This is a genomic window from Methylobacterium hispanicum, assembly GCF_022179285.1.
Lineage (GTDB): Bacteria > Pseudomonadota > Alphaproteobacteria > Rhizobiales > Beijerinckiaceae > Methylobacterium > Methylobacterium hispanicum.
In genome coordinates this window covers 92,562-106,336 of record NZ_BPQO01000011.1, presented here as the reverse complement: position 1 = coordinate 106,336, position 13,775 = coordinate 92,562, and the positions used below count along the sequence as shown (strand labels likewise).

At 68.6% G+C, this 13,775-nt stretch carries 18 protein-coding genes; 13 read left to right on the top strand and 5 right to left on the bottom strand.

Translation table 11 applies throughout. The features are described from left to right. Positions 1–123: 123 nt before the first annotated feature. From MFF56_RS14475 to MFF56_RS14460, 4 genes are all read right to left on the bottom strand, one after another. Positions 124–738, bottom strand: a complete 615-nt coding sequence (locus MFF56_RS14475) for a hypothetical protein (protein WP_238230211.1) — start codon at positions 736–738, stop codon at positions 124–126. 641 nt (positions 739–1,379) lie between these two features. Further along, positions 1,380–1,694: an SWIB/MDM2 domain-containing protein gene (locus tag MFF56_RS14470; RefSeq protein WP_238230210.1), complete on the bottom strand. Its 315-nt coding sequence runs from the start codon at positions 1,692–1,694 to the stop codon at positions 1,380–1,382. A gap of 190 nt (positions 1,695–1,884) precedes the next feature. Next, positions 1,885–2,292 (bottom strand): DUF4031 domain-containing protein, encoded by a 408-nt coding sequence (locus MFF56_RS14465; protein ID WP_238230209.1) that lies wholly within the window; start codon positions 2,290–2,292, stop codon positions 1,885–1,887. 108 nt (positions 2,293–2,400) lie between these two features. Further along, a complete protein-coding gene (locus tag MFF56_RS14460; RefSeq protein WP_238230208.1) occupies positions 2,401–3,207 on the bottom strand; it encodes a DUF7693 family protein in 807 nt (268 codons plus the stop codon). A 135-nt stretch (positions 3,208–3,342) separates the two neighbouring features. Between MFF56_RS14460 and MFF56_RS14455 the strand changes: the two genes are divergently transcribed. From MFF56_RS14455 to ctrA, 7 genes are all read left to right on the top strand, one after another. Beyond that, positions 3,343–3,630: a hypothetical protein gene (locus MFF56_RS14455; RefSeq protein WP_238230207.1), complete on the top strand. Its 288-nt coding sequence runs from the start codon at positions 3,343–3,345 to the stop codon at positions 3,628–3,630. 12 nt (positions 3,631–3,642) lie between these two features. After that, positions 3,643–4,272: a hypothetical protein gene (locus MFF56_RS14450; protein WP_238230206.1), complete on the top strand. Its 630-nt coding sequence runs from the start codon at positions 3,643–3,645 to the stop codon at positions 4,270–4,272. Between the two features lie 110 nt (positions 4,273–4,382). After that, the gene (locus tag MFF56_RS14445) at positions 4,383–4,781 is read left to right on the top strand and encodes a hypothetical protein (RefSeq protein ID WP_238230205.1); all 399 of its coding nucleotides are present in this window, start codon (positions 4,383–4,385) and stop codon (positions 4,779–4,781) included. Positions 4,782–4,935: 154 nt separating this feature from the next. Further along, positions 4,936–5,169 carry a hypothetical protein gene (locus MFF56_RS14440; RefSeq protein WP_238230204.1) on the top strand — a complete coding sequence of 78 codons (234 nt, stop codon included), beginning with the start codon at positions 4,936–4,938 and terminating at the stop codon, positions 5,167–5,169. A 55-nt stretch (positions 5,170–5,224) separates the two neighbouring features. Beyond that, the gene (locus tag MFF56_RS14435; RefSeq protein WP_238230203.1) at positions 5,225–6,889 is read left to right on the top strand and encodes a hypothetical protein; all 1,665 of its coding nucleotides are present in this window, start codon (positions 5,225–5,227) and stop codon (positions 6,887–6,889) included. 178 nt (positions 6,890–7,067) lie between these two features. Further along, entirely contained in the window at positions 7,068–8,705 is a 1,638-nt protein-coding gene (locus tag MFF56_RS14430) for a hypothetical protein (RefSeq protein ID WP_238230202.1), read from the top strand. Positions 8,706–8,809: 104 nt separating this feature from the next. Next, entirely contained in the window at positions 8,810–9,505 is a 696-nt protein-coding gene (gene ctrA / locus MFF56_RS14425) for a response regulator transcription factor CtrA (RefSeq protein ID WP_238230201.1), read from the top strand. Positions 9,506–9,509: 4 nt separating this feature from the next. On the opposite strand, the gene MFF56_RS14420 is transcribed toward ctrA, so the two are convergent. Continuing rightward, positions 9,510–9,767: a hypothetical protein gene (locus MFF56_RS14420; protein ID WP_238230200.1), complete on the bottom strand. Its 258-nt coding sequence runs from the start codon at positions 9,765–9,767 to the stop codon at positions 9,510–9,512. A 158-nt stretch (positions 9,768–9,925) separates the two neighbouring features. Between MFF56_RS14420 and MFF56_RS14415 the strand changes: the two genes are divergently transcribed. The 6 genes from MFF56_RS14415 to MFF56_RS14390 all read left to right on the top strand — a co-directional run bounded on the left by MFF56_RS14415 (position 9,926) and on the right by MFF56_RS14390 (position 13,773). Further along, the gene (locus MFF56_RS14415; RefSeq protein WP_238230199.1) at positions 9,926–10,519 is read left to right on the top strand and encodes a hypothetical protein; all 594 of its coding nucleotides are present in this window, start codon (positions 9,926–9,928) and stop codon (positions 10,517–10,519) included. Between the two features lie 145 nt (positions 10,520–10,664). Then, entirely contained in the window at positions 10,665–11,402 is a 738-nt protein-coding gene (locus MFF56_RS14410) for a helix-turn-helix transcriptional regulator (protein WP_238230198.1), read from the top strand. 163 nt (positions 11,403–11,565) lie between these two features. Next, entirely contained in the window at positions 11,566–12,186 is a 621-nt protein-coding gene (locus MFF56_RS14405) for an acyl-homoserine-lactone synthase (protein WP_238230197.1), read from the top strand. A gap of 108 nt (positions 12,187–12,294) precedes the next feature. Further along, positions 12,295–12,702, top strand: coding sequence for a hypothetical protein (locus tag MFF56_RS14400; RefSeq protein WP_238230196.1), 408 nt, complete (start codon positions 12,295–12,297; stop codon positions 12,700–12,702). A gap of 24 nt (positions 12,703–12,726) precedes the next feature. Beyond that, the gene (locus tag MFF56_RS14395; RefSeq protein ID WP_238230195.1) at positions 12,727–13,263 is read left to right on the top strand and encodes a hypothetical protein; all 537 of its coding nucleotides are present in this window, start codon (positions 12,727–12,729) and stop codon (positions 13,261–13,263) included. A 360-nt stretch (positions 13,264–13,623) separates the two neighbouring features. Next, positions 13,624–13,773 (top strand): hypothetical protein, encoded by a 150-nt coding sequence (locus MFF56_RS14390; protein WP_238230194.1) that lies wholly within the window; start codon positions 13,624–13,626, stop codon positions 13,771–13,773. Positions 13,774–13,775 lie beyond the last annotated feature (2 nt).

Here is a 13,775-nt window from a genome sequence, read left to right as displayed (position 1 = left end):
CTTCGAAACTGCGGATCTGCTTCTTGGTCGGCTGGAGAATGCACATGTGACGCGGTCGTCTAGCGAGGGCATCATAGGACCCCAGTCATTTCACCGTCCGAATTGCCGCGGCATGTATCAAGCTCACCCCTTCGTGAATGGTATGAGTTGCTTAGCAATGCACGCGCCAAATGCCAAAGCGCAAAAACCTTTGTATATGGCTGATCTACTGCCATAACCATCCATGCATTTAACGTTATCGGAAATGCACTTGAAAGTTGGCGTATCGAATTTTGGATGACGCCTAACTTTTATTTCAAGCGATTTGGATTTCTGAACCACCAAGTCTACGGCATTGACTGCCATTTGCGTCTTCACAGCGGCTTCAAGATCCAGCATTTTTTGGAGTTTGGCTTTTTGCCTAGTTTCATGCCTCCGTAGAGCGATCTTTACCAAAAAGGGCAATCTAGTTGCCGCAGCTATCGACTCCAGCAATGAAAAATCGGCAACTATGACTTGGTGACTCGCTGGCGCTTCCAAAAGAGCATTCATCTCCAGGCGATTGTCGAGCCGACTTACTGCGGCGTGCAGCGCCTGAAATTCTTCCTTTGTCTCAGGGGGAAATCCTTTCTCCCTCAAATCATCAATAGCCTTCAGCGCAGGCCTCACAAACGGTCGTATTTCGTTCAGTGCGATCCATGTCGCCCGCACTTGCTGGGGTAAAACGACTTCGCCGCCCGGCTCCGCTTCCAGTGGCAATGCCTACTCCCTCTATCGATCTAAATCACCAGTCAAAGAGTGTTACCACTCGGAAATTCGCCCTGCACGTTCCATCTGCGGGTTTAGCCTGAGACCTGAACCTTGGGGCAAGAGGTGTAATTGGATGATGGCAGCCTCTCAAAGGACATTCGTGACTACCACGTACCCCCGTCCCGCCGATCATCCAGGCAGCCATACTGCCCAGCCTCCTACCTCGAAGGCCGCGGTTTCAGGGATCTCCGATGACGCCACCACAAGCATGGCCGTTCCTCGTGCGACGTACTCTCGTGCCGAGTCGAAACGTGCCGATGGTCGAGGAGCCGGAGCGGTGCGGAACGGGGCGATCTCGGTTCGGGATGCGATGCTGACGTAGAGACGGGGCCAGGTGGATGCGCCCGGCCGTTCCGGCGCCCTGTCCGCCCGCCTGAGATCTGCGGCATGCTCGCCAGTTCGACGGCTGTCCGTTGGCTCATACGGAAGTCCCGACCACGGGGACCAGGGGCGAGTTGTCGGTCTCGCGACCCCTGGATCGGGCGAACGCATCCGGGGGATCGAACTTGCACGTCATGCTCGATCCCGTCTGATTCGACTTACCTCATGGAAGGTGTCCTCGGATGCCACGTCTCCGAGGGCTGCACTTCTCAGGCGGAAAGATGCGCTGCGAGATGCTTGTTCATCTCGAACATCGTGCACTTGTCCTTGCCGAAGACCTTCTTGAGCTTGTCGTCGGCGACGATCTCGCGCTTGTTCTCCGGGTTCTGGAGGTTGTGCTTCTTGATGTAGTCCCAGACTTTGCTGACCACCTCGCCGCGGGGCAACGGATCGGTGCCGACGATGGCGCCGAGTTCCGCCGAGGGCTTCAGAGGCTTCTGCAGGGCGTTCGGCTTGGCGCCGGCCTCGGCCTTGGCTGCCTTCGGGGTCTCCGCCTTCTTGGAGGCTGCTGCGGTTTTGGCCATTGCTTCGTTCCTCTCCTGAAACGGTTGGCGACCAGCGCCTTCCTGTCGGGCGGCTCCGAGATAGCACCCGTTGAGTCGCGCACAACCCCGCCCGCCCCAGGGCATCCCGAAGAATGCAAGTTCCGGTTGAAATCCGGTTGAAAATCACGCCCCGCGGCCGATACGGGGCACGTCGACGCTCGCTCCCCCTTCAGAACCCCGGAAAGCCGATCTGTTCGGGGACTGGGGCGGCGGCAGGCACGGACGCTGCGGAGACCGATGGCGGCGAGGCCCTGTAGGCCGCCAGACGCGCCTCCCGGGCGGGTGTCAGGGCGCCTTGGAGGAGCCATGCCACCTCAAGCGTAGTCGGCCGGTCGGCCGCCAGGGCCCCCAGCCTGATCGCCTGCGCTCTCTTGGCTGCCGTGACGTCGTAATGAGGCCAGCTCGCCCGCGGCGGGCGCTGGAACCAGTCGCGTCGCAATCCCAACCGGTCCGCGAACGCGTGGAGAGCCTCCAAGTCCGGCGAGAAGAGGTGCGCCCAGAGCCGACCTCGCCAGGGATGAACGGCTTCGTCGACGAAGACGGCCGCGGGTGGGGCGGGAACCGTGATGATCTTCATCGAGGCAGTCGCTCGGGAGGGCTGCTGCAGGAGAACGGATCGCGGCGCATTGGACAAGCCCGCGTCGAGCCTCGCACCGACGCCGACCCCGGCCTGCCGAACCGGCGGCTACGGCTTGGCGGGAGGCGTCCGGGCCAGGATTTCCTCGACCTCCCAGAGGAACTCGAGATCGACCGCGCCGAGCCGACGCGCGTCGCCCGTCCGGAGCCGTTCGAGTTGCTCTTCGGGCCGGCATCGGCCGCCCTCGGCCGACGCGCCCATCAGGGCGAGCCACGCCGAGAGGCGGGCGCGCAGCATCTCGCGCTCCAAGGGCGTGTCGGCCCGCGCACCCCGCAGCGCCTCCCGCGTGGCGTCCGGATCCGCGTCGAGCCGATCGACGAGAGCGCATAGGCGTTCCTGCTCGTCGTCTTCGAGAAGCCCGACGGGCTCGCCTTCCCGCCCGTCCATCTCCTCGTGCTCCGCCCGGCGGCCGTCCGGAGCTACGACCCCCTGGCAATAGCTCAGTCCTCCGTCGCGAACGAACAGCCGCAGGAGCCAGCCGTCGGCGCGCAATTCGCCGACGGAGTGGTAGAGCTGCTTCCAGGCGAGCGGCGGCGCGACCATCGCGGGCTCGGCCGAACCTGCCAAGATCCGCCGCAGCAGCGCGACGACTTCCCCCACGGCCACCTGCCCGGCGGGAAGCGGAGGAAGCTCCGGCGAAGGCGGCCGCGGCAGCGCAAGGAGGGCGGGCATGATCTGCCCGATCTCCGTCAGCAGCGCGTCGTCGTCCCGCACGGGGCTGCGGGCGGCCTGGTAGAGATCCCGTGCCCGTCGCGTGCCGAACCGGTAGGCCTCGTCGGATATGCGCCGACGACGCCATTCGGCATCGAGACCGCGATGGAGCCGCAGAAGCGCCGCGGCCGTCGCGGCACGCATTCCGTCTCCCGCTTCACCGTCCATGGCAGCCTCCCGCATCGCCCTTCCGCCGACCTCGACATTTGCGGAAGCGTCCCCGAACGTCCCGTCGCAGCTCCCGCCGGCGCACGGCGCGAACCGAAGGAACGGACGTCGATGGCCGAGGCCAACAAGTATCAGAAGCGGCTGCTCGAGAGCTACCCGAACGTCGATCTCCTCCCCCTCGACCCCGACGACGAGGCGGAGGTCGCGAAGGCGGTCGAGGAGCACCGCACGGGCGACGGGCTGTTCGAATTCCTCTGGCGGGAACTCTCGGCACTCGGCGACGACGACGTCACCGAAGTCGACAAGGCGCTCGGGCAGGCCCTCTTCGACGTCGAGGCCGTCCGCCGGGACATCGTCCACACCTGCAGCACGCCGTCCGACGGCGCTCCCACGGCCTGAGGAGATCGTATCGTGCAGCCGCCCGAGAAGCAGTTCCACATCCAGTTCACCGGCGACACGATCGCCACCAACATGGAGCAAGCCCTCCACATGGTGATGGACCAAGTCGTCGACGGCTCGGCCCACGCCGAGGTCACAGACGACTTCGGCGGTGCGTGGGAGCCCGATCTCGAGAGGATCGCGGCCGAGCGCAGGCCGCTCCGGCATCCCCTGGCCGCCGCCGGCGATCAACTCACCTACGACCTCGTCCTGAACGCCGCCCGACGGCTAGCCGGGACCCTGTCGCCCGAGCAGAAGGATCTGCTCGCGGCGCTTGCGACGGCGGGCACGCCCGAGCGGGCGCAGATCGTGAAGGACATCGCGGCCGCCGTGCTCGCCCAGGACGCCGCTCCGGCCGCGGGCCAGCTGGACGCCCTCGTCCTCGCGAACGTCCGCCATGCGGTCGGGCGGGGCACGCACGTCGTCGGCTCGACGGTCGATCTCGTCATAGCCCACTGGCCGGACCTCTCCGACGACACCCGCGAGGCCGTTCTCGACGAGGTCTCCCACGCGCTGGCCGCTGGCGGGGCGGGCCTGGAGACGGATGAGCCCGAATGGAACCGCCTCGTCGCGCACGCCACGTCGCCTTCGCCCTCGCCGTGAACGCGGCGGCGTGGCGCGCCCCTTCGAAGCCACTTCCAAGATGCCGGGATCGAAGGCATGATCGAAGGAACGGGTCCGACAACCGCCCGTCCCTCAGGAGACTTCCCACGATGATCGTCAACCCGATCGATCATGCCGTCCTCCACGCCGCGATGCGCGAGATCGCGTCCGGCGTAGTGACGCTTCGGCCGAGCCTCGAGGGCACAGCCGACGGATCGCGTCTCTACGGGGTCCGGCTGGCGGACGGCGACTTCGCCCGCATCTGCCTCGACGCCGACGGCGCTGCCGACTTCACGGTCTTCGACCGCAACAACCGCCGCTTCGTCGTCGACCTGCACGTCGGAGCCGGCGGCGTGGTCGGGTCGCTCGGCGGCAAGCCGTTCGAGGGTCCGCTCGTGTGCGGCGGCATCGACGTCGTGGACCTCGTCGCCGCGATACGCGACGTCGTCGCCGCGGCCGACGGCGCGGTCGCGTTCTCCTACGGAGGCCGCGTCGCTCAGGCGGCCTGACGGCTCGGTGCATGGCGGCCCGTCTGCCGGAGCGCCACCCACCGAGCCGGGACCGGCCGGGGTTCGCGCTGCCCATGCAGGGCACCACCTGCCGCGAAGGAACCGGCGCGGTCTCCTCGGTCCGCGTCGCTTCTCCCAAAAACCGGACACGACGATGATCTTCGAGATGCTTCTCCCCGTGGCCGCGATCGGGGGCGTGCTGATCGGTGCCGCGTGCTCGCGGGCCGCCGACCGCCGGCGGCGGAGAAGGATCGTCCGCAGAGTCGTGCGGATCGGTGGACGCATCCCGCCGCTTCGGGCCGTCAACGACAACGCCCGCAAGGGCCTTCTGTCGGCGTTCGTTCGGATGGGCGGGCGGGAACGTCTGAAACCGGTGTTGGAACCGTAGAATTTTCGGTTTCGCCGACACCCGACCTAAAAAGGCGCCGCCGTAGGATCGGGCCATGACGATCCTGAGCGCATCCCCCCAGCTCCGGGGCTTCGGCCCGCAAGCCGCCGCCGTTCTGCCCGCAGCCCGCGGGGGAGCCGTCGAGAGGCAGAGAACCGCCTGCCTCGCGATGATGGCGGCCACCGGCCTCTACCTCCTCTTCGAGATTCCTTTCGGCTCCCTCGTGCTCGACGTGGTCGGCTCCGCCGCCACCCGCGAGCAGGTCGACCGGTTGGAATGGACCGGCCGGATCTTCACCGCACTCGCGGTCCTCATCGTAGTCTGGGGGTGGTTGTTCGACCGCTACGTCGCTGGTCTGGCGGATCTGCGTCGGACCGTCCTCGCTCTGGTCGCGACGGCCGTCCTCGTCGTTCCCGTGGCGCACCAAGCCGTCTGGCATGCCGTCGAGGGCGTCGTCGCCGCTTCCTCGCCGAGCGCCCGGCAGCGCGCCGCCAACGCGCAGCTCCTGCGTACGGAGCTGTTCTCGGCCAAGCCGCGGATCGACGGCTTGGTCCTGGAGGCCGATTCCCTGGCGCGTCCCGAGTGGAAGGCGTTCGCCGCCGCCGCTCCGCTCGTCGGCATCGCGGCGCCCCACGCGCTCGCATCCGTGGCTCCGGGCTTTCGCGAACTCCTGCGGCGCGACGTCGAGGAGCGGCTGGGCGGTCCCGCTCGGTTCCGGGAGAGGGAGTTCGAGCCCGCCCTCGTCGAACTGCGCAAGGCGTACGGCGCCTATCGGGACGGCCTCGCCGCCCGCACGGCGGCGCTGGGGCCGGCAGAGAGGCAGGCGGACGCACGCTGGAACGAGTGGCGCGAGTTCATGCTGAAGGTCTCCGAGCAGACGATGCGCTTCACGCCCTCGGAAGTCCGCAACCTGCGGGCCAAGCTCGCCTACAAGGGCCTGAAGCTCGGCGACGATCAGGATCCGCGCTCCGAAGGCGATTTCAAGCGCGCGGTCCTCGGCGAGGCCGTCGCGCCCGCCGAGGCCGCCTTCGACGCCAAGGTGCGGGATGCCCTCGGGACGGAGGGCGCGCTGCCGCGCGACATCGACACGTTCGAGCGGTTCGCGTCCCAGGGGCCCGTGCAGGCGAAGATGAAGTCGCTTCTCGGTCTCGACGCCTCGACGCCCATGCTGCCCGTCGACGCTCGGGGCGCCGCATTCGAGAAGAACGTCTACCGTCCGGTGTCGGAGTCCGTGCAGCGCAAGCTCTCGGCCGCCTACGTGGGCGATCCCGCCTCGTTCGCCGACGGGCGGACGAACGGATCCCTGGGACGCGACGTCTTCCGGGCTTCCCTGGTTCCTCCGGTCGCTCTTTTCCTCTCGCTCCTCGGCATCCTGGTCCACGTCTTCAAATTTTCGAACTACGCCCTGATCCTGCGCGCGCAGCGGCTGCCGGGGAACGCGGGACGCTCGCGGCGCGGCCGGCATCTGCGGATCGGGCTTTCCATGGCCGCGGTCTTCGCCGCTCTCCTGGCCCTGTCGCCGTCCACCAGCCGGTTGACCTCGTCGTCCTTCGTGGGTGCCGTCGACGCCGATGCGGCACGGGCGATGCCGTGGCTTCCCATCGCGGCAGTATCCGGACCGATCCGCGCGGAGGCCGCGATCTATCCGGTCAAGCATCTCTTCGCCGTCCTCCCGCATTTCGCGGCGGTCGAGGCGTACGTGCGGGCGGCCAACCGTTGACCCCCGCCCTTCCGCGGTAGGAGCTCCTCGCCGCTTGACTTGGACGGGCGTCACGAACAACTTCCCGGCTCTGCGGAGATACAGCGCCGAGCCTCCCGTCGCGACGGGGACGATCCGGCGGTCCGGTCGGAGGATCCCCCTCCGCCCCCCCTACCCGCAGGCCGAAGCGGGAGCCCCAGTGGAGACCTCGACCAGCATCCAGACGGGTCCGTCCCGCGAGGGAGCGGAGACCGCGCTGCGCGAAGCGGCGGCCGCCGTCCTCGGCATGGCCCCGATGAAGTCCAGGATCGACAGGGTCTTCGCCGCCGGGTTCGGCCGCGAGGATTGGGAGGCCAACCCGGGGACCTGGAACGTCCAGGCCGCCGCGGAGGCGGTCTCGAAGTGCTATTCCCTTCCCTGCGATCCATCCAAGGCGATGGCGGTGTCCCTGCGTCTGGGAGCCGTCCTGGGCAGCCGACCGGCCCCGTCGGAGGACGACGTGGCTGCCGCGTTCGGCATCTCGCGCGGCTGGATGCCGCTCCGCCCCGGACATGCCGGGGATCTCGTCGCACTGGCGCGGGAAGGGGGCTTCGCGGAACTCGGTCGCGCCCTCGTCGACGAAGTCTCGATGTCGCCCGCGCTCCTGTCCGACATGGGGGTCGACATGGCCAGGGGCGCCATCGCGGCCGCCGGCACGCCCGAGCAAGTCGCCCTGGTCGCGGCGGCCTTGCCCGAACTGCGTCGCGTCCTGCACGGGTTGTTCTCCAGGCCCCGCCATCCGGCGTGGCCCGCACTGACGGTCGTCCTGCTCTCGCTGCAGGCCCTCAGGGCGGCCCCCGACGACGGTCCGGAGGGCGCTCTGGGAGCGGTGAAGACGCTCTTCTCCGCCGAGACCGCCGCCTCGCCCGAAGCGCTGCGCTCCGCGGCCGCCGCGCTCTCGGCGGACCTCGACCATCGTGGGCGTGCGGCGGTCGTGGCCAGGATGATCGAGGAGATCGCCCTGTGCATCGTGCAGGCCACGGTGCTGTCGGGAGCCGACCTCGGGAAGTTCGGGCGCGAGATGCTGGCTCGCGAGGACCTGCCCGCCAGTCCCTTCGGGTTGATCTCCTCGACCGCCGACCTCTTCTGGCCCGCGCCGGACGAGGACGCGCTCGGTGCCGCCGACGAGCCGGGCTGGCACAAGCTCGTCGACGGCGAGCGGGTCCCCCGAACCGAATGGCATCGCGTGACGGTCGAGGAGGACGCCGCGGCCGATCTGCTCTGCCTGTGCGGCAGGCCCGATCTCGCCGGCGCGGTCACCCTGCGGGCCGATCCCCTGTTCGCCCGCACGGTCCACATCGTGGGACGGGGGCTGGAGGCCCACCTCGTGGCGCCGGCCGGAATGGCGGTGGTCGAACGAAGGCTCGTGGCGGGCCGGGGCCGGTTCTCCTACGCGGTCGAGATCGTCGGCCTCCACCTCGTCCCCGGCGAGACGGGCGCCGCGGTGGAGGCGCTTCTGGCCAGATCCGTCGAGGATGCCACCGCGACGGATCTTCCCCGCCTCGCGGACGCGCATTCGGGCACCGCCATCGACATCCGCTGCACGGTCTCTCCCCTGCTCGCGTCGACGGAACTCGGCCGCGTCTTCTCCCGGCTCTCCGCCGACGGCGTGTCGATCCGAAAGAACTCGATCAGGGAAACGGAGGATCTCGTCCTCTCGCGTCGACGGGCCGCCGCCGCGCTCGCGGGCGAGATCAAGTCCGCGCGCGCGCCGCAGTCCAAGGCGATGCCGGCACCCGCCGCCTCCGGACCGGGCCGCCCGCCGAAGCCGTCGCTCCGCCGGCGGTTTCGTCCGTAGCCGATCCCGCGGCCCGGCCGGGCAACCGACGGTTAACCGGTCCGCTTTACCCTGTGGTCACTCGGACGTGCATACGTCCGCTACGCCGACCACCGGAGACGAGGATGCGGGCGCTTCTGATCGAGGACGACCCGAACGTCGCCCAAAGCATCGAACTCATGCTCCGGTCGGAGTCGATCGTCCCCTACACCACCGACACGGGCGAGGAAGGGGTCGATCTCGCCAAGCTCTACGACTACGACATCATTCTGCTGGATCTCGGCCTGCCCGACATGACCGGCTACGACGTGCTCCGGCGGATCCGCGTCGCGAGGGTCGAGACGCCGGTCCTCATCCTCTCCGGCATGGGCGGCATCGAGGACAAGGTCAAAGGCCTCGGGCAGGGCGCCGACGACTACGTCGTGAAACCGTTCCACAAGGACGAGCTCGTCGCCCGCATCAACGCGATCGTGCGGCGCTCGAAGGGGCATGCCCAGTCCGTCGTCACGGTGGGCGACCTGAGCGTCAACCTGGATGCCAAGACCGTGGAGGTCTCCGGGAACAGGGTGCACGTGACGGGCAAGGAGTACCAGATGCTGGAACTCCTGATGCTCCGCCAGGGCACGACGCTGACCAAGGAGATGTTCCTCAACCACCTCTACGGGGGCATGGACGAGCCCGAGCTGAAGATCATCGACGTCTTCATCTGCAAGCTGCGCAAGAAGCTCGCCAACGCCTCCGGCGGCCAGAACTGGATCGAGACGGTCTGGGGGCGCGGCTACGTGGTCCGCAATCCCGCCCTCGAGGCGAGGGTCGCCTGAGGCGTCAGGGTCGGGGCGCGTCCGCCGGAACGCCCGCCTCCTTCAGGATCTCTCCGATCGCCAGCCGGGCCGCGCCCGTCTGGGCTTCGAGATCATCGCCTCCGTCGACCGCGCGGGCGCCGACCTCCGCCAGCCGCGGCGCGACGTGCGTCTCGAACAGCGCGTCGGCTTCGTCGAACCCGACGTCCCTGCCGGCCTCCCGGAGGACCTCGATCAGATCGTCCGAGGTCGCTTCGAAACCTGCGACGTAGGCGTTGCGCATTGCCGCCATCCCTTTCCAGCATTCCGTCCCGGGTTTCGGCTGCGGCGGCGCAAGACGCCAGAGCGTTCCGCAACCATGTCTGAAGGAACGACCCGACTTCGGCGTGCGTACCCGCCGGCCCCGTGCTAGCTCGCAGGTGACGACGAAGGAGCGCGCCCGTGACGTCCAGTTCCTCTCCTGCAGGCGGCGATGCCATACGGCGGCGGGCGGAGGCGGTCGTCGCGGGCTTCGTGCATCTTTTGCCCGAAGAAGTCCGCCCGCAACTCGTCGAAGGGATCGAGGCCGCATTGCGCGAGGTCGTCCGCGAGGGCGAGTGCTGCGTGCCGCTTCCCGGCGAGCCGAGCTTCGTCCTCCTGGCGCGCGACCCGCAGGCTCCCGCCCTCGTCGAGACCTGGGCCGCCGAACGCGATCGGGCGGAGCCGTCGTCCCCGAAGCCCGCCATGGCACGCCGCATCGCGGGCGCCATGACGACCTGGAAGATCTTCAATCCTGGAATCGGCCTGCCGATGTCCGCGTTCGCCTTCGCGGCCCCGGCCACGCGGGACGCGGAGAACGCGGCCCTCCGGCGCATCCTTGCGTACGACGCGACGTGCTTCCCGGGGATGGAGGACGAGGCGGTCCGTCGCGTCGCGGTCGGCATCCGCTGTCCGGTCGCGCTGCTGGAGGCGTGCGAAGCCGTCGCGGCGGCGGGCGCCTCCGAGATCGGCATCGACCTGGGTGCGGGCGCGGGGAGACACGGACGTGATCCATGACCGCCGGGCCGCCCGAAGGGGATGACGCCGCGGCGCCATGCGTCTAGGAGACCCTCATGAACGTGCACGACACAACCAGAGAGTGTATAGACGGGAACTGCGTCGTCGGAGACCGGCTTCTCCGTCGCCTTCCGAAGGGGTCGCTGTGAGCGGGGTCTACGACGATTGCGCGGCGCGCGCCCTGGATTTCGTGGAAGGCCTCGACGACTGCCACGACCAGGATCAGGTATCCGCCTCCGTGGCACGGATACTGGCAGAGTTCGGTTTCGAGCATTTCGTGATCACTGGAATTCCGAATCCGAACGATCTCCTGGAGCAGGTTCTGCTGATCGAGCGGCTGCCGGCAGGCTGGTTCGAGCACTATGCCGGACACAACTACATGTACGCGGACCCCGTGTTCCGGAACTGCCGGGCGACGACGTCCCCCTTCCAGTGGGAGGAGGCCCCCTTCGACGCCGAGATCGAGCCTGGCGCGGTCGAGGTCATGCAGCGCGCCAACGACTTCGGCATGGTCCAGGGGTTCAGCGTCCCGATCCATGGACCCGAGGGGTGCGAGGCCTGCTTCTCGATGAGCGGCCGCTCCCCCGATCTCTCCGGCCGTACGAAGCCTGCCGTGCACATGATCGCCATGTACGCCTTCGAGCGCGCGCGGCGGATCGGGCGCCGCCCAGGCCGCCCGTCGTCGAATCCGCTCACCCAGCGCGAGCAGGAGGTCCTCACCTGGGCCGCGCTCGGCAAATCCTCGCGGGACACGGCCGAACTCATGCACATCACGGAGCGGACGGCCCTGGCCCACGCCGTCAACGCCACCCACAAGCTCGGCGCGGCCAACCGGACGCAGGCGGTCGTCCGGGCGATGCAATCGAAGTTCATCCGGGTCTGACGGAGCCGCGGCCCCGACCGCGCGCCGCTCTTTCGACACCCGCCAACGAAACGTGGCCGGTCGGCCACATGACCAGAGGGAAACCCTGTAGGAAACTGCAATAACGACACGCGCGCTGCGGACGGTAGCTTCCGGCTCAGAAGTTGGAACCGAGCCCGGCGCAATGACCGACATCCACGTCATCACGAACGCGAACCGCACCCGCTATGCGGACCTGATCGAGCTCCACCACCGGGTCCGCCACGACATCTTCGTCGGCGAGAAGGGCTGGGAGGCCCTCAGGAAGCCGGACGGCCGCGACGTCGACGCCTACGACGACGAGCACGCGGTGTACCTGCTGGCCGTCGACGGCAGCAAGCTCGTCGGAGGCCAGAGGCTCTACCCGACCACCCGGCCCCACATGATCTCGGAGGTCTTCCCTCATCTCGTCCACGTCAGCCGCGGGATCCCTTCCGGCCCGGACGTCCGGGAGTGGACCCGCTACTTCGTCGTGAAGGAGCGGCGCTACGGCCGTACGGACTGCAGGCTCCTCGCGGCCATGCAGCAGTACTGCCTCGACGAGGGGATCGAGACCGTCACGGCGGTGGCCGAGACGTGGTGGCTGCCGCGTGTGCACAGCGTGGGCTTCACCACGAAGCCTCTCGGCCTTCCCCAGATGATCGAGGGACAGCCCACGATCGCCGTGAAGGTCCCGATCTCCGAGGACAGCCTCGCCAGCGTCCGCCGGCATGCCGGCCTGCGCGGACACGCCATCCTGCCGCGGCACTTCGCCCGCGCCGCCTGATCCGTGCCCGCCGACCGGCTGCCGCGCATCCGGTCGGACCGGACTTGGCCGGATCGGCGCAGGACCCGCGCGTTCCTTTCCACCCATCCCTTCCCGCGAACGCGAGCCATGGTCCGGCATTACCTCCACCATTGGTCCATGGGGATCGTCGAAGGGACCGTCGAGCCCGACCGGCTCGCCGAGATCCTGGGTGGGATGCCGGGGATGGGACCGATCCGCGTCCGTCACGGCGCCGAGCCGGGACGGGCTCTCGTCGTGTTCCAGGAGCCCGTGACGCATGCGCTGCGCGGCCTGCAATGCGCGACGGGAGAGCTGGCGGTCGCGGAGACGGGCGATCTCATCGAAGGGCCGAGGACCTTCGTGCGGATCGCCGATCACGGCTGCGCACGCCAAACCGTCAGAAGCCTCGTGGAGCGCTTCGGCGGCCTCTATCGCCCGACCGACAGGCCCGGGATCGCCTGGGAGCGGATCGCCGCTCCGAGCGACGGGCATGCCCACGGGGCGCCGGTACCCTGAGCCTACGTCAGCAGGAGGCGGAACATGTCGGAGGAACGATTGGGTGAAGCCCTGGAGGCCGCAGGTTACGCAGGTACGTGGGAGCGGCGCGGCGACCGCATCGTTCTCGACGCTGCGGCCGCCGCGCTCCTCCTGGACGACGCCGAGCTGGGCGGCCTGGACCTCGATGCGCAGGTGCTGACGCTCCGGATGGAGCCGAAGGACAGGCTCTCGCTGGCGGCGGCGCTCGTCGGCGCGGGCTTGAACGGAGGCAGGCACCAGGTCGAGTACACGGTCCGGACCGACGCTGGCGAGCGTCGTCTCGCCGAGCGCGGGCGGTTCGAGGCGGATCGGGACGGGTGCATGCGCGGCATCGGCGTCATCGTCGATCTCACCCCGGACGCCGCTCCCGAAGCAGGCGACACGCCGCTCGAACACGCAGCCAGGACATGCATGGCTCTCCACCACCTCATCGCCGAATTGCCCGAAGGCACGGCCATGATGCGCAAATTGGCGGACATGCTTCTGCTCGAGTTCGGCTTCCGCGTGGCGCAGCAGGCCACCCAGCGTTCCGGCGGCTGACGGCCTCGTCGCGTCCGTGCAACACCGATGGCTGATAGGCACCCACCGGAGCACCTCGCGAACGTTACGTGAATCGTCGGATCGCCGTCGGCGGGCTAGAAGGGTCGCCTCCGAGGAAGGCCTCCGCCATGCGTCTGTCGATCACGAAGTCAGGGACGCGGCGGCCCAAGCCCGCCCGCGTCGACGGGGACGTGCCCGATGATGCAGGGAAGGAACCGAACGCCACCGCACCGCGCGCGGCGGTCTTCATCGCGATGGCGCGCGCCGCACGGCGATCGACGACTTGCGACCGCCACGTCGCCTCGTCCTGGGTCGGCGAGCCGAAACGGGGTAGGGCTCGCGTTCCGGCTGCCCCACTGCATGGACGTCTCTCGCCCAGGCGGCCTCGTCGCGGCGCCTGCGTGGCGCCGTCTCGCGCTGGATCCGGTCACGGCCTTCGCCAGCGGCGTACCGTTGCTGGCTCTCGTGGGCCTCGCCCTCGCGTGGCGCGTGCTGCCCGCGCTGTTCTGATC